This is a genomic window from Streptomyces sp. NPDC001832 (assembly GCF_040297265.1).
GTDB lineage: Bacteria > Actinomycetota > Actinomycetes > Streptomycetales > Streptomycetaceae > Streptomyces.
Window position 1 is genome coordinate 30633 of sequence record NZ_JBEOYU010000025.1, and the last position, 20008, is coordinate 50640.

Annotated in this window: 16 protein-coding genes, 1 tRNA gene and 4 pseudogenes; 11 read left to right on the forward strand and 10 right to left on the reverse strand. The window is 68.7% G+C overall.

Annotation, left to right across the window (positions count from 1 at the left end; genetic code table 11):
• The first annotated feature begins 273 nt into the window (after positions 1-273).
• Positions 274-918 carry an SMI1/KNR4 family protein gene (locus ABT115_RS19960; RefSeq protein ID WP_351791372.1) on the forward strand — a complete coding sequence of 215 codons (645 nt, stop codon included), beginning with the start codon at positions 274-276 and terminating at the stop codon, positions 916-918.
• Between the two features lie 153 nt (positions 919-1071).
• Here the strand turns inward: ABT115_RS19960 and ABT115_RS19965 are convergent, their stop codons facing one another.
• Positions 1072-1503: a hypothetical protein gene (locus tag ABT115_RS19965; protein WP_351791375.1), complete on the reverse strand. Its 432-nt coding sequence runs from the start codon at positions 1501-1503 to the stop codon at positions 1072-1074.
• Between the two features lie 278 nt (positions 1504-1781).
• On the opposite strand from ABT115_RS19965, the pseudogene ABT115_RS19970 reads away from it, so the two are divergent.
• Both ABT115_RS19970 and ABT115_RS19975 read left to right on the forward strand, forming a co-directional pair.
• A pseudogene (locus ABT115_RS19970) lies at positions 1782-2279 on the forward strand (IS3 family transposase); the annotation flags it as partial.
• Positions 2260-3351, forward strand: a pseudogene (locus tag ABT115_RS19975) (tyrosine-type recombinase/integrase); the annotation flags it as partial. The pseudogenes ABT115_RS19970 and ABT115_RS19975, both read left to right, overlap by 20 nt.
• A gap of 81 nt (positions 3352-3432) precedes the next feature.
• On the opposite strand, the gene ABT115_RS19980 reads toward ABT115_RS19975, so the two are convergent.
• Positions 3433-3505, reverse strand: a tRNA-Arg gene (locus tag ABT115_RS19980).
• A 364-nt stretch (positions 3506-3869) separates the two neighbouring features.
• Between ABT115_RS19980 and ABT115_RS19985 the strand changes: the two genes are divergently transcribed.
• Complete coding sequence (locus tag ABT115_RS19985; RefSeq protein WP_351791381.1) at positions 3870-4043, forward strand: hypothetical protein; 174 nt, start codon at positions 3870-3872, stop codon at positions 4041-4043.
• Between the two features lie 330 nt (positions 4044-4373).
• The gene (locus tag ABT115_RS19990; RefSeq protein WP_351791383.1) at positions 4374-4709 is read left to right on the forward strand and encodes a lysine transporter LysE; all 336 of its coding nucleotides are present in this window, start codon (positions 4374-4376) and stop codon (positions 4707-4709) included.
• A gap of 104 nt (positions 4710-4813) precedes the next feature.
• Here the strand turns inward: ABT115_RS19990 and ABT115_RS19995 are convergent.
• Both ABT115_RS19995 and ABT115_RS20000 read right to left on the reverse strand, forming a co-directional pair.
• Positions 4814-5272 (reverse strand): annotated as a pseudogene (locus ABT115_RS19995) (IS110 family transposase); the annotation flags it as partial.
• A 161-nt stretch (positions 5273-5433) separates the two neighbouring features.
• Positions 5434-6711 carry a M6 family metalloprotease domain-containing protein gene (locus tag ABT115_RS20000; protein WP_351791385.1) on the reverse strand — a complete coding sequence of 426 codons (1278 nt, stop codon included), beginning with the start codon at positions 6709-6711 and terminating at the stop codon, positions 5434-5436.
• A gap of 311 nt (positions 6712-7022) precedes the next feature.
• On the opposite strand from ABT115_RS20000, the gene ABT115_RS20005 reads away from it, so the two are divergent.
• On the forward strand, positions 7023-7685 hold the full coding sequence (locus ABT115_RS20005; RefSeq protein ID WP_351791502.1) for a TetR/AcrR family transcriptional regulator: 663 nt from the start codon (positions 7023-7025) through the stop codon (positions 7683-7685).
• Positions 7686-7889: 204 nt separating this feature from the next.
• A complete protein-coding gene (locus tag ABT115_RS20010) occupies positions 7890-9416 on the forward strand; it encodes an MFS transporter (protein WP_351791388.1) in 1527 nt (508 codons plus the stop codon).
• Positions 9417-9474: 58 nt separating this feature from the next.
• Here the strand turns inward: ABT115_RS20010 and ABT115_RS20015 are convergent, their stop codons facing one another.
• Together ABT115_RS20015 and ABT115_RS20020 are read right to left on the reverse strand one after the other, a co-directional pair.
• Positions 9475-10575, reverse strand: a complete 1101-nt coding sequence (locus ABT115_RS20015) for a questin oxidase family protein (RefSeq protein ID WP_351791390.1) — start codon at positions 10573-10575, stop codon at positions 9475-9477.
• A 154-nt stretch (positions 10576-10729) separates the two neighbouring features.
• Positions 10730-10926: pseudogene (locus tag ABT115_RS20020) on the reverse strand (GNAT family N-acetyltransferase); the annotation flags it as partial.
• 148 nt (positions 10927-11074) lie between these two features.
• Here ABT115_RS20020 and ABT115_RS20025 point away from each other — a divergent pair.
• A complete protein-coding gene (locus ABT115_RS20025; RefSeq protein ID WP_351791392.1) occupies positions 11075-12073 on the forward strand; it encodes a sigma-70 family RNA polymerase sigma factor in 999 nt (332 codons plus the stop codon).
• A 220-nt stretch (positions 12074-12293) separates the two neighbouring features.
• Here the strand turns inward: ABT115_RS20025 and ABT115_RS20030 are convergent, their stop codons facing one another.
• A complete protein-coding gene (locus tag ABT115_RS20030; RefSeq protein ID WP_351791394.1) occupies positions 12294-13064 on the reverse strand; it encodes a DUF6227 family protein in 771 nt (256 codons plus the stop codon).
• A 134-nt stretch (positions 13065-13198) separates the two neighbouring features.
• Positions 13199-14329 carry a P1 family peptidase gene (locus ABT115_RS20035; protein ID WP_351791505.1) on the reverse strand — a complete coding sequence of 377 codons (1131 nt, stop codon included), beginning with the start codon at positions 14327-14329 and terminating at the stop codon, positions 13199-13201.
• A 341-nt stretch (positions 14330-14670) separates the two neighbouring features.
• Between ABT115_RS20035 and pflB the strand changes: the two genes are divergently transcribed.
• From pflB to ABT115_RS20050, 3 genes are all read left to right on the forward strand, one after another.
• Positions 14671-16929, forward strand: a complete 2259-nt coding sequence (pflB, locus tag ABT115_RS20040; protein ID WP_351791397.1) for a formate C-acetyltransferase — start codon at positions 14671-14673, stop codon at positions 16927-16929.
• A 133-nt stretch (positions 16930-17062) separates the two neighbouring features.
• A complete protein-coding gene (pflA, locus tag ABT115_RS20045) occupies positions 17063-17902 on the forward strand; it encodes a pyruvate formate-lyase-activating protein (RefSeq protein ID WP_351791399.1) in 840 nt (279 codons plus the stop codon).
• 110 nt (positions 17903-18012) lie between these two features.
• Positions 18013-18222: a hypothetical protein gene (locus ABT115_RS20050; protein WP_351791401.1), complete on the forward strand. Its 210-nt coding sequence runs from the start codon at positions 18013-18015 to the stop codon at positions 18220-18222.
• 107 nt (positions 18223-18329) lie between these two features.
• On the opposite strand, the gene ABT115_RS20055 is transcribed toward ABT115_RS20050, so the two are convergent.
• Both ABT115_RS20055 and ABT115_RS20060 read right to left on the reverse strand, forming a co-directional pair.
• Entirely contained in the window at positions 18330-18929 is a 600-nt protein-coding gene (locus tag ABT115_RS20055; RefSeq protein ID WP_502969129.1) for a hypothetical protein, read from the reverse strand.
• Positions 18930-19094: 165 nt separating this feature from the next.
• Positions 19095-19928 carry an S-methyl-5'-thioadenosine phosphorylase gene (locus ABT115_RS20060; RefSeq protein ID WP_351791403.1) on the reverse strand — a complete coding sequence of 278 codons (834 nt, stop codon included), beginning with the start codon at positions 19926-19928 and terminating at the stop codon, positions 19095-19097.
• Positions 19929-20008 lie beyond the last annotated feature (80 nt).

Sequence of the window (20008 nt, forward strand, 5' to 3'; positions counted from 1 at the left end):
CGACGGACACCGAGTAGTGCGCGGCTGGGAAAGCTATGAGGACCAAAGTTCACGCCAGAAGCCGAAGAAGTGACGCGGCACCTTCCTGACCTGCACGCACTCCAGCCGCCGCCCTTCTGGCCTGCGGGTTAGCGGTCGGCGGCTGTTGTCGCCTGTCATCGTCGAGTCCCCTCGCACGGCCCAGGGACGGCTCCAGTCGGATGTATCGGGGGCACGGCCACCGTCTGGCTGTTCCCAGGAGGTTGTCAGCACCAGGTGGCAGGATGCCGTGCCATGACCGCACTGATCATTGAGTCGTGGGAGCGAATCGAGAACTGGCTGGCCGAGCACGCCCCGGCGACCTACGCTGCGCTGGCGCCGCCCGCGGTTCCGGCGGACATCGCCGCAGCCGAACGCGTCATCGGCCGGCCACTGCTGAAGCCCTTGGTGATGTCGCTGCTGCGGCACGACGGTCTCCTCGATCAGCGGGGCTCGCTGCTGCCAGGGTTCTACAGACCGATGAGTGCACGCGAGATAGCGGCTGCGTGGCAACTTTTCACCGGCTTCTACGACAAGCGCACGGCGGATGAGGAAGGAGAGGAGGCGGACTACGACTTCATGAAGCTTGGGGTCAGCAGCGTCCTGTACGGGCATCCGCAGTTGATCCCCATTGCGCGGGATGTCGGAGGGGGTTGCCTCGTGCTGGACCACCGTTGCGAGATTGACCGGGGGCGCGTCCACGAAGCCGAGGTCGTGGAAGGCCTTATGCGCGGATCACACGAGATGTGGACGTCACTGCCGGTGCTCATGGAGGCGATCGCCACGTCTCTCGAGACCGACCAGCCCCTCAACGGCTACACGCCCGTGGTGGATGAGGAGCAGAGGCTGTACTGGGACTGCGTACCGCTGCGCAGTGACCGGACCTTGCATCGGTCATGACGCAGCAGCGGATAGTGAGGTCGGTGGAGTCTCAATGAGCAGTGATGTACGCCCCCGTTCGGCGTCGTTGACGTCAGCCGTGGATGTCAGAAGCCTCCTGATCCGTGGACATCGGTCAGCGAGCATCGTTTCGGCCGCCACGGGGCCTCAGGATCAGCGTGTGCCTGCCGTCGCAGTGCTGTAGGCGTACAAGGCGACAACGCCGACCACACAGGCGAGGATCATCCAGGAGGCAAGGCTCATCCGTTTCCCTTTCCGCCCGGGCCGTTTCGGCTTCTCGGACTGCTTGGTTCGGCCGGGAGTCGCCGCGGCGGGCGGTGCGGCGGGCGGTGCGGCGTCGGCGGCGGTCTCGGCGAGCAGGCGGCGGCAGGCCGTGGCGAGCTCGCCCGTTCCGGCACAGAGCGGCACGACAGTCTCCGAACGCGCCGGAGCGGTGGTGCCGCCGTCGAGGATACGACCCGCACGGAGCAAAATTTCGTCCTTGCGACCCGAGGGGGCGAGACTGATCCAGCGCTGCACATGCTCTCCCTGGATGACCACACCCCCGGCCCGGTCCCGGTACACGGTGTGCTGACGCCAGAGCATGTCTGCTAACTGCGCTGCGGTTTCTCTTAGTTGGGCGCTCAAGGGCCGTCCTTCCAGAGCCGTACGATTAATCGAACGGGAATCGTACTTCAGCGTCTCTGTTTCGCTCAGGGCAGCCCAGGATGGGGTGATGCGGTCCGTGGAGGCAGGGAAACACGGAGCGGCGCCGGGGCCGCAGAGCCCGGGTGAGTGGCCGTGTTCGCGGCCGCAGGCAGTCAGGGCGAGAGCCCCGTGCCCGACGAAATCGGCGCTCACCACCGGCATCGCCATGACTGAAGTTGCCCCGGTTTGATGGACACACAGGACGCCGAGCTCACGGAGAAGATCCGCGGGCACCACGAGCGGTCCCGCGGGACCTAGCCCCACGCATCCACGCGGACCTGCGCGAGATCGACGGCCTTTCCGTCGGGCGCAAGCGCGTCGCCCGCCTGATGCGCGCGGCCGGGCTGACCGGTGTACACCGACGCACCGGCCGGGCCTCGCTCACCCGCCAGGACCGGCAGGCCACGGCCGCCCCCGACCTGATCGGCCGCAACTTCACCGCGGGCGCGCCGAACCTGCGCTGGACCGCGGACATCACCTACGTCCCCACCAACGAGGGCTGGCTCTACCTCGCCGTCGTCCTGGACCTGTTCTCCCGCCGCATCGTCGGCTGGGCGATGGCCGACCACATGAGAACCGAGCTGGTCACCGATGCCCTCGTCATGGCGGTCACGGCCCGCAGACCGCGTCCCGGCCTCGTGCACCACAGCGACAAGGGATCCCAATACACCAGCGGAAACGGGCCAACTGCGCCCGGCCGAGAAGACCTACCCGACCAAGAGCGACGCCCAAGCGGCCCTCACTCACATCGAGTCCGACATCACGCGTGGACACTGGTCGGATCCGGACGCCGGTGCAGTGAACTTCGAGGAGTACGCCACTGCTTGGCTGCGGGACCGGAAGCTGGCCGATCGCACGCGCGAGCGCAACGAGTCGGTGATCCGGCTGCACATCCTGCCCACCTTCGGAGCCGGGAGCGTGGCTGACGTCACGACGGCACGGGTTCGCGGCTGGCGCGGGAAGCTCCTGGCGGCAGGCATCGGCGATCCGACGGTGGGCAAGGCGTACCAACTCTTGCGGGCTCTGATGAACACCGCCGTGGACGACGAGCTGATCCGGCGCAACCCCTGCCGGATCAAGGGTGCAGACCGCTACGACGCGCCTGAGCGGCCGGTTCTCACGGTGCCTGAGGTCTTCGCCATCGCCGACGCGATCGGGCCGCGCTTCCGGCTGCTCGTGCTCCTGGCGGCCTTCACCACCCTGCGCTTCGGTGAGCTGGCGGCCCTCCGACGCAGGGACATCGACCTGGAGGCGCTCACTGTCACGGTCCGCCGCGCGCAGGCGGAAATGCAGACCGGCCGGCTCTTCGACAAGGCGCCGAAGTCAGCGGCCGGGGTACGGGCCGTCTCCTTCCCGGCCGAGCTGCTCGACGAGGTGACGCGCCACCTGGAGCAGTTCGCCGCTTCCGGCCGTGATGGTCATGTCTTCGTCGGGCCTCAGGGCGGGCAGTTGCGGCGGAGTAACTTCCGGGACGACTGGGTCAAGGCCCGGAAGGCTGCGGGCGTCACGGCCGAGCTGCACTTCCACGATCTTCGGCACACGGGCAACACACTGGCTTCGACTGCCGGGGCCAGCACGCGGGAGTTGATGACGCGGATGGGCCACAGCAGCTCACGAGCCGCGTTGATCTATCAGCACATGACCAGCGATCGTGACCGGGCCATCGCCGACCGGCTTGGTGCCATGATCCGAGGTGGTGGGGGAGCGGCTTCTGGCTCCTCCGGGAAGGACCCTGCGGGCCTGTAGTGGCACGCGTGTGGCACGGCGCCTGAAACGGCGAAGGGCCAGCCTGGGAGGAAATCTCTCCTGAGCTGGCCCTTTCTTCTGTGCCCCCGGCAGGATTCGAACCTGCGACACCCGCTTTAGGAGAGCGGTGCTCTATCCCCTGAGCTACGAAGGCAGGGATCTGTCGGAAAGTGTGTCTGGAACCCGGCCCGGGTGGGCGACGGACTTCAGATGGGCTGCCGACAGGGTTGCGGTGGTCCAGCCGGTGAGGCCGGGCCGCCGCGAACAGTGTAGCGGGTGGGTGCAGCTCGTACCGGGGGGTGGGGATTCGGCTCCAGGCCTCTTGGGGGCCTCTTCCTCTCACGAAGGAAGGTCCGGTGACTGTAAAGAAATAGTCAATGGAAGGTAAAGTGGGTGCGGGTGTGTCAGCTGGTGGGGGCGACACTCTCAGTGGAATCGCCGTGAGCCCAGAGCGCACCTGTGCAGCCGGACGCGTCGTCAACTGAGGTGACGCAAGCGGCTTATGAGCAGGGTGCGCGTTGCTGATAGGGCTGTGGAAGCGTCACGGCCTGATCTTCGGTGCCGGGGTGCTGTGCATCCTGGTGAACAAACAGGGACTGGGCCCGCTCTGGTACACAGGCGTCGCGCTGCTCGCCGTCGGTGGGCTCATGCGCTGGACCCTGGCGCGCAGCCAGCGTCCGCCCCGGGGGTAGGTTCCGGTGTCGGTCCAGGTGCCTGTGACCGGCCGCTGGATGGCGCTCAATGATGACCCTTGCACCTGGTCCCCTTCGGGGGCCGGCCGTTCCTGATTGCGGGGGAGCGCAGTTACTCGTACGCCGAGTTCTTCGCCGCCGCGTCCGCGCTGGCGTGCCGGATGACCGGGGTGTACGGGCTCCGCCGGGGGTGCCTCTATGTCCTTCGTCAAGGTGTGACTGTGCGCCGTAGTTGGCGGCTCCGGAGCACCTCGGCAACCATTCCGGCTTGGTTGGGGTCCTCCATATCAGGCTCCGCTCGGGCCGTCGAAGCGAGGATGGAGGAGCGCCGTGGGGGTCCGCAGGACAGCGAACGGCGTCGGTGACTTCCTGATCGAGACGGTGGGAGAAGCCGTCGCCGAGGTGATCCTCAGCCTGCTCGCCTGCGCCCTGTTCGGCGGCCTGGCTCTGATCGCCTACCTGAGCTGGTCCTTCAGCCCACGCTTCACCATCGCGGGGGCCGGGCTGCTCAGCCTCTTCCTCGCCCACGGCGCCTGGCAGACCTTCCGCACTCCCACGAAGGGGCGCCGTCGGGGCCTCGCCGCCCTGACCGCTGTCGGCTTCACTGTGACCGCTATGACGGCCCTCTTCCTGCTGCTCTACGCCACAGGCTGCGACTGCCTGTGAGGCCGTTTGACTCGATGCGCTCAGCCGACCGGTGCAACGCTCAGCGACCAAATTAGGACGCGCGGTCACGCAAGACCGGGGTCGGTCATACGGTGGCTGTTTTGGGGGTGCGGGGTTCGTAGAAGGTGCCGTCTCGGAGCATGGCGAACAGGATCGGCGGCGAGGTCCTGGTCGAAGCGCACCAGCACGGTAAGTTCGGCGGTGATCTCGTCCGTGAGCTCCAGCGAGCGCAGGGTGTGCGGCATGGTGCGGGCGGCGCCCGCGATCACGGCCGCGTCCTTGGCGTCGGTCTTCGCCTCGCCGGGGTAGAGATCCGCGATCCGGCGCATCGCCAGGCCCGGCAGGTAGGCGACCTTGCAGCCGGCGTCCCGGGCCACGGTCAGCGGCAGGGCGCCGATGGAGGCGGGCTGGTCCACGACCACCAGGACGGTGCCGAACTTGGCGGACAGCTTGTCGAAGACGGCCCGCAGTTTCGGCTCGCTGTTGGGCAGGGGCTTGTCGAAGACCCTTTTGCCGACCACGACGGCACCCCTCGGGCCCGGTGACACCACCCCCCAGGCCATCCGTTCGACAGGGGGACACAGTCATGCCGGGCCCGGAGGCCAGCGGCCCTCTTGCAGGACCGCGAAAAAAAGAGAACGGGGGGTGACCGGGCCGTTGTCGCGATGTGTAACGACCGCGCTCCAGATCGCGGGTGGATTCCGGGGCGAGTGATCGCGGGTGGTCAGGGGCGAGTGATCCGGACTCGGTAGTTCCCCTTGTCGTCCTTGTCGACCACGGATATGCGTATCCCATGGGCCCGGTCGGTGAAGGTCCCACCGGGCTGGTAGGTGGCGTCGGAGAGCCCGGCGTGCACATTGGGCAGGCGGGTGCAGCCGCTGCTGTCCCCGGTGCTGTCCACCACGGACACCGGGCCCTGACCGGTGTCGACGTCCGAGCTCACCTTGTAGATCAGCACGCCGGGCCGGCAGACCGCCTGGTCGTTGCCCGCCCGGGTCCGTACCTCCACCGCGTAACCGGATTCAGCGCTCAGCGGTATGAGCGCCAGCTTCGTGCCGCCTCGGGTGGCCAGCGGTTCCAGGACGTGGTCGCTGGTGCCGGACTTGGCGGCGCAGCTGATCTGCTTGTCGTCCAGCCAGCCGAGCTTCCACTTGTGCCAGCCCAGCAGATCGTTGTTGACCCCCCAGTCCTCGGACATGATGTCCCAGTGCCCCACCGAGCCGCCGCCCTCCAGGGTGTAGAGGTCGGGGAGGCCGAAGATATGGCCGTTCTCGTGCGGCAGGACGCGGTAGCCGGTCTGTGTGAACGATCCGGAGCCGTCGTCCTGGCGGCTGTAGATGAAGGACGTGTTGCCGAGCGGGACGCCGTCCGCGTGCGGGGCGTCGTCATTGCCGGAGAACGTCACGGACAGGACGGTGTCCAGGGCGGAGGGCCCGGCGTTCGGTGTGACCAGGATGTTGACCAGGTCGTACGCATCGAAGTCGACCTTCGGGTCGGCTGCGGCGACTATGTCCTGGACGAGGCGGTGGTAGCCCGGCTCGTACGGTGATCCGCGGTCTATCCCGTACTCCGAGAACGGCAGTGGCATCCGCAGCCAGGACTTCACGGGAGCGTCGGGGATGTAGACGAGTCGCCCGTACGAACCGGTCCGGAACCAGTTGGTGGTCTGCGGGAAGAATTCGGCGTACCGGTCCATTGCCGGCTCGGGGCCCGGTGCGTCCGGGAAGTCGATCATCAGGTTGAGGGCGTGAATCCTGCCCGTGGACCGGGCGTAGTTCGCCGGTGTCGGTATGCCTTCCGACATCTGCACGCCCAGGGTCGCAGGTATCCGGCACGGGGCGATCCCCGTCGAGGGGGCCTGGACCGCCGGGTCGGCCGGGCCCCGGCTGGGTATCGGGAGATTGCTGCTGGCCGTGGCTGTTGCGGCAATCACCAGGGCTGTTGCCGAGCCGAGCGCGAGCGGGTGGCGGCGTCTGCGTATCCGGTGGCGGGGTTTCTCCATAGAGGCGCCTCGGGGTCCGCGGCAGTCGGCCGGCCCGGACTGCTCTCTGTGGTTCAGCCTGTGACGGGTGGTGCGGGACCGCTCGTTGGGTGCGCCGATCGGTTGGTTTTCCTGCTTTCGAGGTGTGCCCCAGGTCATATTGTGATGGGAAATATCCGGGGATCCTTTCCCCGTTTGAACCTGTGTCCCCGCGTAACCGGGGAGGCAGTCCCCGGTTACGTGAAGGGGGCGCCGTGAAGCACGAAGAGCGCCGCACTGACCAAGAGCGTCGTAACGAGAACCGGAAGAGCCGGAAGGCAGGGGCAGCCGTCGTGGATACCGTCACCCGCAGCGCCACGGGCGCGGCGCAGCCCCGGACGACCCGTCCGCGGGCCGACGCGCTGCGCAACCGGGAGCGGATCGTGACGGCCGCGCGCGAAATGTTCGTCGAGTTCGGGCCGGATGTACCGCTCGACGAGATCGCCCGCCGCGCCGGCGTCGGCAACGCCACGCTCTACCGGCACTTCCCCGACCGGGCCGCGTTGACGCACGAGGTCGTGCTCGCGGTCACCTCACGCATCACCGACTGTGCGGAGGAGGCGACGGCCGAAGAGGCCGATCCCTTCGCCGCGCTCGGCCGCTTCGTGCACGCGGCGGCCGACGAACGGATCGGGGCGCTGTGTCCGATGCTGTCCGGCCGCTTCGACAAGGGCCATCCTGAATTGCGCGCTGAGCGTCGACGCCTCGAAGAGGCCGTCGAAGGGCTCTTGGCGCGCGCCATGTCCGCGGGGCGCCTGCGTACCGACATCGGCGTCGGTGACGTACTGGTCGCCCTTTCCCAGCTCACCCGGCCACTGCCCGGCACCTGCCGCCCGGACATCGACCGGTTCACCCACCGCCATCTACAGCTGTTCTTGGACGGACTGGAGGCTCCGGCCCGGTCCCAATTGCCCGGAACGGCTGCGACCTCGGAGGATCTGCGGCGCCGGCCATGACAACCGCACCGGGCTCCTGAACCAGGTGCCCGGCGGTGTGCCCGGTTTACCTTGACCATCCCTTCCCTTTTCCCCGCGTTCCCTTTCCCCGCGTTCCCTTTCACCGACGGTCGACTCGCCGACCGTCCTCGACCGACTGCCCGTTCACCGACCTTTCAGTTCACGACCTCGCGCGCCCATGCGCGTCCTTAGGCGGATACCTCCATGTCAAAAACAGCACCTGATGTCCCACTCCCGGACCCCAGCCGCTGGAAAGCACTGGCGTTCATCGCCCTTGCGCAACTGATGGTCGTGCTCGATGCCACGATCGTGAACATCGCGCTGCCGCATGCCCAGGCCGCCCTGGGCATTTCCGATGCCGACAAGCAGTGGGTCATCACGGCCTATGCCCTCGCCTTCGGCGGACTGCTGCTCTTCGGGGGCCGGATCGCCGACCTCTGGGGCCGTAAGCGGACCTTCGTCGTCGGCCTGATCGGCTTCGCGCTGGCCTCCGCACTCGGTGGCGCGGCGCAGAACCAGGGCATGCTCTTCGGTTCGCGTGCGCTCCAGGGCGCCTTCGGCGCGCTGCTCGCCCCTGCTGCCCTGTCGCTGCTCGCCGTGACGTTCACCGATGGCAAGGAGCGGGCCAAGGCGTTCGGCATCTATGGTGCGATCGCCGGTGGCGGTGGCGCCGTCGGCCTGCTCCTCGGCGGCTTCCTCACCCAGGTGCTGAACTGGCGCTGGACGTTCTTCGTCAACATCCCGTTCGCGGTCGTCGCGGCCGCGGGCGCGTACTTCGTGATCCGTGAGCCGGCCGGCAGCCGTAACCGCTCGTCGCTCGACATCCCGGGCGTCGTCCTGTCCGCGCTCGGCCTGATCTCGCTGGTGTACGGATTCACCCGCGCCGAGTCCGCCGGCTGGTCGGACGCGCTGACCATCGGCATGTTCGTCGCGTCCGGTGTGCTGCTCCTGGCGTTCGTCCTGACCGAGGCCCGGACCAAGTCGCCGCTGCTGCCGCTGCGCGTTGTGCTGGACCGCAACCGCGGTGGCATATACCTCTCGCTGGGTCTGGCCGTCATCGCGATGTTCGGGCTGTTCCTCTTCCTGACGTACTACCTGCAGGTCGTGGAGGGCTACTCGCCGATCAAGACGGGCTTCGCCTTCCTCCCGATGACCGCGGGCATGATCACCGGCTCGACGCAGATCGGTGCCCGGCTGATGACCCGGGTTCCGGCGCGCAAGCTCATGGGCCCCGGCTTCCTGGTCGCTGCCGTCGGCATGCTGTTGCTGACGCAGCTGGAGATAGGCTCCTCGTACACCACGCTCATCCTGCCCGCACAGCTCCTGCTGGGGCTGGGTATGGGTACGGCGTTCATGCCGGCCATGTCGCTGGCTACGCACGGTGTCGAGCCGAGGGACGCGGGTGTCGCCTCTGCGATGGTCAACACCTCGCAGCAGGTGGGCGGAGCGATCGGTACGGCGCTGCTGAACACGATTGCCGCGTCGGCCACGACGGCGTACGCCACCTCGCACGCCGCACTCGGCGCCACCGACCCGGAGCTGTTGAAGCTCGAGTCGATGGTGCACGGCTTCACCGGTGCCATCTGGTGGGCCGTCGGCATCCTGGTGCTGGCCGCCGCGATCGCGCTGACCTTCGTCAACGCCGGGCGACCCTCGGCGACCGGCGCCTCCGGTTCGGGTGACACCGACGCTGTCGAGGACGAGTTCAAGGTCCCGGTCGTCGCCCACTGAGGAATGAAACACCGGCCTGGGGCGCGTAACGCGTGACGTGAAGTTGTCACAGGTCCTGTCACAGGGCCGGTGGGTTCAACTCGATCGAGCGGAGTGCGGCGGCGAGGGCCGTCGCATCGCCGACGTCCAGTGCGGTGTCCGTGAACTTGATCGTGTGATCGTCGCCGTGCGCCGCCGCCCGTGCGAAGAGCTCCTCGGCGGACGCTGTCGTCGGCGTGTACGGGGCCGGCTCGGCCGGGCTGTACGCAGCGGTGACGGCGGCGCTCGCCGCCCAGGCGGCCTTCAGGCTCGGCACCCACAGCGCGCGGGGGAGCGCGGGCAGCGTGCGCAGCACGGCATTGGGCGCGGTCGCGGCATGCACCAGCATGATTGGTTCGCCGTGCCCGTGCGTGGCATAGCGGTGGGTTGCGGCCCGCACCAGCTCCTCCAGCCGGGCCCGCGCCTCGTCCGGGTCGTCGGTGAACCGCTGCGGCCACACCGGAAACGCAGTGAGCTGCGCCAGCCGGTCCCGGATGCCGCCGCTCTGCCCGGGCACCGGCGGTACGGCGTCAAGCGCGGCCGCGGCGCTCGGTGCGGGCGCCAGCGGTGTCACTGGGGGAAGCGGCTGGTGGCGGGCGGCCCAGTAGCCGAGGCCGTGGGCGAGCTCGGTGATCCGGGGCGGGCTCGCCTCGCCTGCGAGCAGAGTGCGTACGCAGTGGCCGACCCGGATCACGGGGTGGGTGGCGCCGCCCGCGATGCCGGGCAGTAGTCGCGGCCACCACTCGGTCAGGACGTCCCGCCAGGGGCGCTCGGCCGTCTCCCGCTCGAAGTGCGCCGTCCAGTCCGCGATCCGGCGCGGGTCACCGAGGGCTTCGCGCCAGTTCTCCGCGGTCACCCGGGACATGGTGTCCGGCATGTCCTCCAGCTTGTGGCTGTAGTGGTCGAGCCACCGGTGGACGGCCGGTGCCTGACCGTGCCGGACCAGCGCCTCGACGGCCATCGGGCCGTGATTGCTCAGCCAGCCGTTCCGCTCGGGGCCTGCGGTGTGGAGGCGTTCCAGCGCCTCGTCGAGCGTGCCCGTGGCATCACCGGTGGCCTTGGTGGTCGTGCCAGGTATGTCGTCCCTGCTTGTTGCGCCGCCGCTGCTGGTTGTGCCGCCCGTGCTTGTTGTGTCGCTCATACGGCAGCACGCTAGGCGCGGCACCCGCGGGGTGTAACGGGCCGTGGACCTAGACCGCGACCGGGCCGGGCCCTAGGACTCCGGCCCCAGCCGCTTCTCGTACCGGGCCACGTCCCAGTACGTGCCCGAACTTCCGGCCCACCTCGGAGCGGACATCCTGAGCAACCAGAAGACGGTGCGGGCCGTCTTTGCAGCGGGAACGAAACCGCGGCAGCCGCCGTTCGGGTGAAAAGGGGCCGTATCGAATGTGAGCGCGGTCTCACGTACGTATTGGTTGCAGATGTCCGTGAGCGTCACCAAATCGCCTTCGACGCCCGGTCTGACCTGCACTTCTGTCTGGATGCTCGGCATGCGCATTCCCTTCGCGGCGGGACAGGGTACTGCATGATCGCGAAAATGAATGCCAGGCATGGGAATTCTGTCCGGATTCCAGTCGTTGTTTCCATCGGATGCAGGGCACCCGGAAGGGTGTCGCGACCTACTGAGCAAGGGAGCACGCATGGCAACACGTGCCGTCGCCCGTCGTTCGTCCGCCGCCGGCGGGACCAGCCGGGCAAGCAGTGTTCGCGCCGCGGGCGGAGAGATCGCCGATCGCGACCTGGTCGGCATGTACCTGGACGAGATCGCGCGTACGCCGCTGCTCGATGCCGCAAAGGAGGTCGAGCTGTCGCAAACCGTCGAGGCGGGTGTTTACGCACGGCAGATTCTCGACGCTGCGGTGGAGAGCGATGCAGGCGGAGCCACGCGCGAGGAGCTGGAGGCGCTGGTCGCCGAGGGCGAGCGCGCCAAGGACATATTCATCCGTTCCAACCTTCGGCTCGTCGTTGCTGTCGCGCGCCGCTATCCGCGGGCCGGGCTGCCTCTGCTCGACCTGATCCAGGAGGGCAACGCGGGCCTGGTGCGCGCGGTCGAGAAGTTCGATTACGCCAAGGGCTTCAAGTTCTCCACGTATGCGACGTGGTGGATCCGTCAGGCCATCACCCGTTCCATAGCCGACCAGTCCCGTACGATCCGGCTCCCCGTCCACCTGGTGGAGGAGCTCGGCCGGATCCGACGGGTGCAGCGCGAGTTCAACCGCGAGCACGGGCGCGAGCCGGAGCACATGGAGATAGCCGCCGAGCTGGACACCACGCCGGAGCGCGTGGGCGACGTCCTGGACTGGGCCCGTGACCCGGTCAGCCTCAACATGTCCGTGGACGACGAGGGCGAGACGCAGTTCGGTGACCTGCTGGAGGACACCTCCGCGGTGTCGCCGGAGCAGTCGGTGATGACGCTGCTGCGCAGCGAGGAGCTGGAGGACCTGATCGGCAAGCTCGACAACCGCACCGCATCGATCATCCGCATGCGGTACGGCATCGAGGACGGCCGTGAGCGGACCCTCACCGAGGTGGGCAAGCAGCACGGGCTGACCCGTGAGCGGATCCGCCAGATCGAGAAGCACGCGCTGCTCGAACTGAAGCGAATGGCCCACGACACGGGTTTTGACGCTGCGGCGTGAGTCTTTGTCCAGTAACCTCCGAAACAGGTCGCTTCGTGTGACCCCCTGAACTGAGTCCCGGCGCCCACCCCCCCCTGGCGCCGGGGCTCATTCATTTGTGCGCACTCGGCAGGTGCCCGCGCCGCGCTGACGCCCTGATGTCCTGAAGCGCGACCGGTGCCGCACCCCGGCGGGGCGCGGCACCGGCGTGTGGGCGCGAGCGGGGGCTTTGGCCCTCGGGTCAGCAGATGCGTGTACGGCTCTCCATGGCTACGCGCGCGGCGTCCTCGTCGCCGTACACCTCGCACATGTGGCGGCCGTCCGGCGTGGCCGTGTGCTCGACCTCCCACAGGCTCGTCTCGCTGCCGTCGAGGAGCAGGAAGGCGTGCTCGTAGAGCGTGAATCCGGCGTCCCGCCCGTTCACCTGGCACTGCCGGCCGAAGACCTGGGTGATGTGGTGGGCGAAGGCGGTGCGCAGCAGCCGGGCGGTCTCCTCGCCGGGGCCGTCGCTGTTCTCCGCGCGGCGCAGGACGCGGCGGGCGTGGTCGGCGGAATTGTCCGGGGCGTACATCCGGGGCAGCGGGCCAGGGGGAGCCGCCATCAGGACTGTGAGTATCTCCAGGTCGCCCTGCGGCCCGTCGTCCCCGAACGCCGGGACCTCGCCGAAGCCGCCGGTCAGCCGGGCGGCGGCGATATGTACATCGGCCTCTTCGTCGTACAGCTCGTGGTGCCGGAGGTCGGGCTCCGTCCGTGGCCGCGGGTCGCTTGCGCTCCGCGGACCGCCGTGCACCAGCTCCCACAGGGTGAAGGGGGTGCCGTCGGACAGCAGATACGTATGCCGGTAGGTCTCGCGGTGGAGTACGGGACTGTGGTGTGAGGAGTGCAGGGAACTGCTGTGGGCGAGTGCGGTACCGAGTCTCTCGACCGTACTGTCGGGCAGGTCGAAAGAGTTGAGTGCCCGTCGCAGGAGTCGCTCGAGGTGCTGCTCGGTTGTCTCGTACGGATCGCTCAAGGTGGTGTCTCCAGGCCGTCGCCGCGTGTTACTTGGTGCGTGCTTAACGTAGTCCCTGGGTCCGACTTCGTGACCGGGGTTCAGGAAAACGTATGACACACGCAGATGGTTCCTGGCGCATCGCCCGAACTTCCTTACCCGGGAGGCGAGTCGGGCTCCGGGTGGCTGTGCGGCGACGGCCGTGAGCGGTGACCGTGTGCGTCGTAGAGGTCGCTGTACGCGGGGTAGCTGCCGCCGGGGCGGCCGTCGATGCTCTGAGCTGCCCGGACGGCCTTCACGATGGCACGGGTCAGGGTGTCCGCTCCGGCCGCCAGCAGGTCGTTGAGTGCGATCGGGTTCTGCGGATCCAGTGACCGGGCGCCGGTGGCCAGCGCGAAAACGGTGTCCCCGTCGGTCAGCAGATGTACGGGGCGGACGGCGCGCGCCAGTCCGTCGTGCGCCGTACCCGCGAGCTTCTGCGCCTGGGCCCGGGTGAGATCGGCATCCGTGGCGACGACGGCGAGCGTGGTGTTGAGCGGCGGCCGTGCGTTCGCCTCCCTTGCCTCGGCCAGGCGCTGCTGCGCCGCCCGGTGGACCTCGGGCGCGGGGTACACCGGCGGTTCGGCGGCGCCGTACTCCCCGTACAGCACTCCGGTACGCGGATCGACGACCGAACCTGCCGCGTTCACCACGACGAGCACGCCCACCGTGATCCCGGACGCCAGCCGCGTGCTCGCCGTGCCCACCCCGCCCTTGAGCTGCCCGGCGACCGCGCCCGTACCGGCGCCGACGCCCCCCTCGGCGACCGGCGCCCCAGGCTCAGTACCCGCCGCGTCCTCCACCGCCGCGCGGCCGGTCGAGGCGTCCGGGCGGGCCCGCCAGTCACCGCCCCGCCCCAGGTCGAAGATGCACGCAGCGGGGACCACCGGCACCACGTGCGCCGGATCGGGGCCGACCCGCACCCCGCGCCCCTGTTCCTCCAGCCAGGCCATTACGCCGGACGCCGCGTCCAGGCCGTACGCGCTGCCGCCTGTCAGGACGACGGCATCGACGCGCTGCACCAGATTGCGCGGATCGAGCGCGTCCGTCTCCCGGGTGCCGGGGCCGCCGCCGCGTACGTCGACGGCCGCGATCGCACCGCCTTCGGGGGCGAGGACCACGGTGGTGCCGCTCAGTGCACCCGTGTCCGCCACCTGCGCATGGCCGACGCGCAGCCCGGCAACATCGGTCAGCGCATCGAGCGGCCCGGTGGCATCGGCCGGCGTGTCGAACGACCCGGACGACATGGTCGATGTGTGCTGCGCGATGGAGAGATCTGTCGGCTTCTGCCGTTGTTCCGTCATTGCGTGCTCCTCACTGGACTCCCGGACCAGCACATCAGACGCGGTCGGCGGCGCCCAGGCGGGCTCGGGTCGGGAAATTCTTGTGAACACATTCACAAGCGAACGAGGGCCCAAAGTCCCTAGAGAAGCCGCAGGTCAGCGCGACTATGTCGGACCGGGTCCGATATCTGACGGGACCTTGGACCCTTCGGCAGGGACCATTGCGGGCCCGCGACTGCGGAAATCGGGAGTGCAATGGACGCAGCGGTAATGAGGCGCACGGACGATCTCGGAAGGTGCGGGCCATGACGGCGACTGCGGCAGAGACGACGACGGGCAGCGGGGCCTGGGACGGCTTCGAGGGCGGACTGTGGCGCGACGCGATCGACGTCCGCGACTTCGTCCAGCGGAACTACACCCCGTACGAGGGCGACAGTTCCTTCCTCACCGGCCCCACCGCCCGGACCACCGCGGTCTGGGAGAAGCTCCTTTCGATGTTCCCGGACGAGAACGCCCGCGGTATTCACGACGTGGACGTGAAGACCCCGTCCCGGATCGATGCCTTCGGGCCGGGTTACATCGATGCCGACCGCGATCTGATCGTCGGGCTCCAGACCGACGCCCCGCTCAAGCGCGCCATCATGCCCAACGGCGGCTGGCGGATGGTCGAGGGTGCTCTGAACGCGTACGGCTACGAGGCCGACCCCGATGTCAGGGAGATCTACACCCGTCTCCGCAAGACTCACAACGAGGGCGTCTTCGACGCGTACACCCCCGAGATCCGGGCCTGCCGCTCCTCCGGCATCATCACCGGACTGCCGGACGCCTACGGTCGCGGCCGCATCATCGGCGACTACCGCCGCGTCGCCCTCTACGGCGTCGACCGGCTGATCGCAGCCAAGGAGGCCGACAGGGCCGCCCTCCGCGAGCAGTGGCCGACCGAGCACGTCATCAGGGACCGCGAGGAGATCGCCGAGCAGATCAAGGCCCTGAACGAGCTCAAGGCGATGGCGATGTCCTATGGCCACGACATCTCCAAGCCCGCCCGCACCGGTCGTGAGGCCGTGCAGTGGCTGTACTTCGGCTACCTCGGCGCCGTGAAGGAGCAGAACGGCGCGGCCATGTCGATCGGCCGCATCGACAACTTCCTCGACGTCTACCTCCAGCGCGACATCGAGCGCGGACTCATCACCGAGGAGCGGGCGCAGGAGTTCATCGACGACTTCGTCATCAAGCTCCGTATCGTCCGCTTCCTGCGTACTCCGGAGTACAACGACCTGTACTCCGGCGACCCGACCTGGGTCACCTGGTCGATGGCCGGCATCGGTGAGGACGGCCGCCCGCTCGTCTCCCGTACGACCTTCCGGGCCCTGCAGACCCTTTACAACCTGGGCCCGGCCCCCGAGCCGAACCTCACGGTCTTCTGGTCGCGGCGACTCCCCGCCGGATTCAAGGAGTTCGTCTCGAAGGCCGCCATCGACACCTCGGCTCTCCAGTTCGAGTCGGACGAGCTGATGCGCCCGAAGTACGGCGACGACACGGCGATCGCCTGCTGCGTCTCCGCGATGGCTATGGGCAAGCAGATGCAGTTCTTCGGCGCCCGTGTGAACGTTGCCAAGGCGCTGCTTTACGCGATCAACGGCGGCCGTGACGAGAAGACGGGCAAGCTCGTGGTGAGCGGCTTCGAGCCGGTCACCGACGAGTACCTCGATCACGCAACCGTCGCCGAGCGGTACGACGCGATGCTCGACTGGCTGGCCAGGACGTATGTGCACGCACTCAATGTCATCCACTACATGCATGACAAGTACGCATACGAGCGCCTGGAGATGGCGCTCCACGACCAGGAGATCCTGCGCACCATGGCCTGCGGCATCGCAGGTCTGTCGGTTGCCGCCGACTCGCTCTCCGCCATCAAGCACGCCCGGGTCAAGGTGATCCGGGACGAGACAGGTCTCGCGACGGACTACGAAATCGAGGGCGACTACCCGGCGTACGGCAACAACGACGACCGTGCCGACGCCATCGCCCGCTCCATCGTCCACGACTTCATGGAGAAGGTCCGCAAGCACCCGACGTACCGGGACGCGGTGCACACCCAGTCGGTGCTGACCATCACCTCCAACGTCGTCTACGGCAAGAAGACCGGCAACACCCCGGACGGCCGCCGCTCGGGCGCCCCGTTCGCTCCGGGCGCCAACCCGATGAACGGGCGCGACGAGCACGGCTACATCGCCTCCGCCCTGTCGGTCGCCAAGCTGCCGTACGACGATGCGGAGGACGGCATCTCGCTGACCAACACCATCACGCCGGACGCACTCGGCCGCACCCCCGAGGAGCGTGTCCAGAACCTCGTCGGCGTGCTGGACGGATTCATGGCGAGCGACGGCTTCCACATGAATGTCAACGTGCTCGACAAAGCGACTCTGGAAGACGCCATGGAGCACCCGGCGAACTATCCGCAGCTGACCATCCGGGTCTCCGGGTACGCGGTCAACTTCGTGCGACTGACCCGCGAGCAGCAGCTCGATGTCATCAACCGCACCTTCCACGGCTTGCTCTGACCCTCCCTGATCGTTCCGATCCCCCTGAACCGCGCGGCGTCGGGAGCCCATCCCCCGTGGGGCCCCGGCGTCGCGCGCTCCGCACCCACAGCGCCAGACCACCGAACGCCCCGCCCGCACAGGAGGCCCTGCCATGGCCGCACTCCTCGACAACGTCGACAACGTCGGCAGTGTTGACAACGTCGGCGACATCGACAACATCAGCGCCTCCGTCACTCCGGCGGGTGCGGCCACCCGTCGGCCGATTTCCGGATCGGTCCATTCCTGGGATCTGTCGACGGGCGTCGACGGCCCCGGCACCCGCTTCGTCACCTTCCTGGCCGGCTGTCCACTGGCCTGCCTGTACTGCCACAACCCCGACACCCTGCGGATGCGCAGCGGCACCCGGATGTCCGCGGACGACCTCCTTGCCGAAGCGGGCAAGTACACGACGTTCATACGGGCCGCGGGCGGCGGCGCCACCATCAGCGGCGGCGAACCACTGCTGCAGCCGGTCTTCGCCGGTGAGCTCTTCCACCGCTTCAAGCACGGGCTGGGGCTGCATACCGCCCTGGACACCTCCGGCTTCCTGGGCGCCCGAGCCACCGACGCCCTACTGCGCGACGTCGATCTGGTCCTGCTCGACATCAAGTCCTGGGACCGAGCCACGTACCGCAAGGTCACCGGTCGCCCGCTGGAGCCGACCCTGGACTTCGCCCGCCGCCTCGCCGGCCTCGGAAAAGAGGTGCACGTCCGCTTCGTACTCCTGCCGGGACTGACCGACGACCCGGCCAACGTCGACGGTGTCGCCTCCTTCGCCGCCTCCCTCGGCAATGTCTCCCGTGTCGATGTCCTCCCCTTCCACAAGCTCGGCGAGGCGAAGTGGCAGGCGCTGGGCAGGCCCTTCACCCTGCACGACACCCCGTCACCCACCCCCGAGCAGGCCGCCTCGGCCCGCGAGATCTTCGCGTCCCACGGACTGCGAGCCGTCTGACGCACTGCGAGCCCTCCGGTGGGCTTCGAGCCGTCCTGCGGGCTTCGAGCCGGACGGGCGAACGGATTCACCCTGCCGAGGATCGCTGACCAGGGCCGTACCCTTGAGATATGAGCACCGCCCCTGCCCCCAGCCCGCGCGATTCGAAGCCGACCCAGCCGGAACAGACGAAACCCGAGCCGGCTCTGGTCTTCGACGATCCGCTGGACCAGCAGTCCGCGGACGATACGGACCAAGGGTGGGGTGAGCGGGCCCCGGCCGGTGGGAGCGCCGCCGATCTGGCGCGCTTCCTCGACGAGAAGCCGCCCCACCACATCTGAGCCCCGCTCCGTGGTGGTCCGACGACGCTGCTGCCGGTCCTTCTGCCGTACGTCCCGCACCCAATTCGCGGCGTTGGTCGGGAGACGTGACAGCTCATCAGTGCGAATCAGCACAGGGTCACCGCCAGCCTGGCCGAGATACCCGCACCGGCCAGCGAGGCGGCCGTGCCCCGGGGGACGGCCAGCACGATCAGCGCACCGTTCTCCGTGAGCCCTTCGGCCGTGGCCTCCGGTACATCTGCCACCCGTGCGCCCTTCGCCAGCACACGGGCATCGGATCCGGTCCCCTCCGCGGCGATCACATCGACGCGGTCCCCCGGCCGTAACAGCCGCACCGTCCCCGCATCCGCGATCCGGACCGGCGCGGACACCAACGGAACTGGCCGCCGCGCCCGCTCCGGCGCTGCCCCGGCCGTGCTCCCTGCCCCTGACGCGTGCGCCGTATCGCCGCCCGCACCGCCCCCACCCAGCCCCGTCGTGGCCAGCACGGCAGCCGTCAGGGCAAGCCCGGCGGCCAGAGCGCGGCGCTGCCGCCACAAAGCCCGGCGCAGCCGGTGCCCACTGCCTCCGCGCACCCGCAACGGCTCGAACGTGGGCACACCACTGGGCGGGGGAGCCGGCGCCGGAGGCCCCGGAGCCGTCGGACATACCTCCCCGGCAACCGGAGTGAAACGTTCAGAGGACACAGACGGGAGCGACGGGAACATGGCCAACACCACCTGCCGTGAGGAGTTTCGGACGAACACCCCTCACGATCCACCGTCCATGAGTTTCCTGCCGAAGCCTGTGGACGGCCCCAGTGTTGTGGATAACCCCGTCACCCATCTACGCCGCAACCGTCACGCACCACGCCGCAACCGCCACCCACGGCGCTAAGGAAGCTCGATCCCCGTCTCGAGCCCGTCCAGCGCATGCGAGCAGGTGCAGTCGCGGTCCGCCTCCGCAGGCAGCGAGGCCACCACGTCGAAGAGCACCGCACGCAGCCGGTCCACATTGGCCGCGAACACCTTCAGCACCTCCCCGTGCGAGACCCCCTCCCCGGCCTCCGCGCCCGCGTCGAGGTCTGTCACCAGCGTCATCGTCGTGTAGCAGAGGCCCAGCTCACGGGCGAGGACCGCCTCCGGGTGCCCGGTCATCCCGACCACCGACCAGCCCATCGCCGCATGCCAGCGCGATTCCGCCCGGGTCGAGAAGCGCGGCCCCTCGACGACCACCAGCGTCCCGCCGTCCACCGGCTCCCAGTTCTTCGCGCGAGCCGCCGCCAGCGCGGCCCTGCGCCCATCGGGGCAGTACGGATCGGCGAAGCCCAGATGCAGGACGTTCGGCTCCGCGCCATCGGCCCGGGTCTCCCCGTCGTAGTACGTCTGTGGCCGGGCCTTGGTGCGGTCCACCAGTTGGTCGGGCACGAGCAGGGTGCCCGGCCCGTACTCCGGACGCAGGCCGCCCACCGCGCACGGGCCGAGCACCTGACGTACGCCGACGGAGCGCAGCGCCCACAGGTTGGCCCGGTAGTTGATGCGGTGCGGCGGCAGATGGTGGCCGCGTCCGTGGCGGGGCAGGAAGGCGACTCGGCGACCGCCGACTTCGCCGAGGAACAGGGAGTCGCTCGGCCGTCCGTACGGGGTGTCCACACGCACCTCCGTGACGTCCTCCAGGAAGGAGTACAAGCCCGAGCCGCCGATGACACCGATCTCTGCGTTTGCCATGCGATCACACTAACGGCGTGGGAAAACGCCGAGGACCCCGACGAACGGATCGGCGGGGTCCTCGGGGAAGTGCGGTTTCG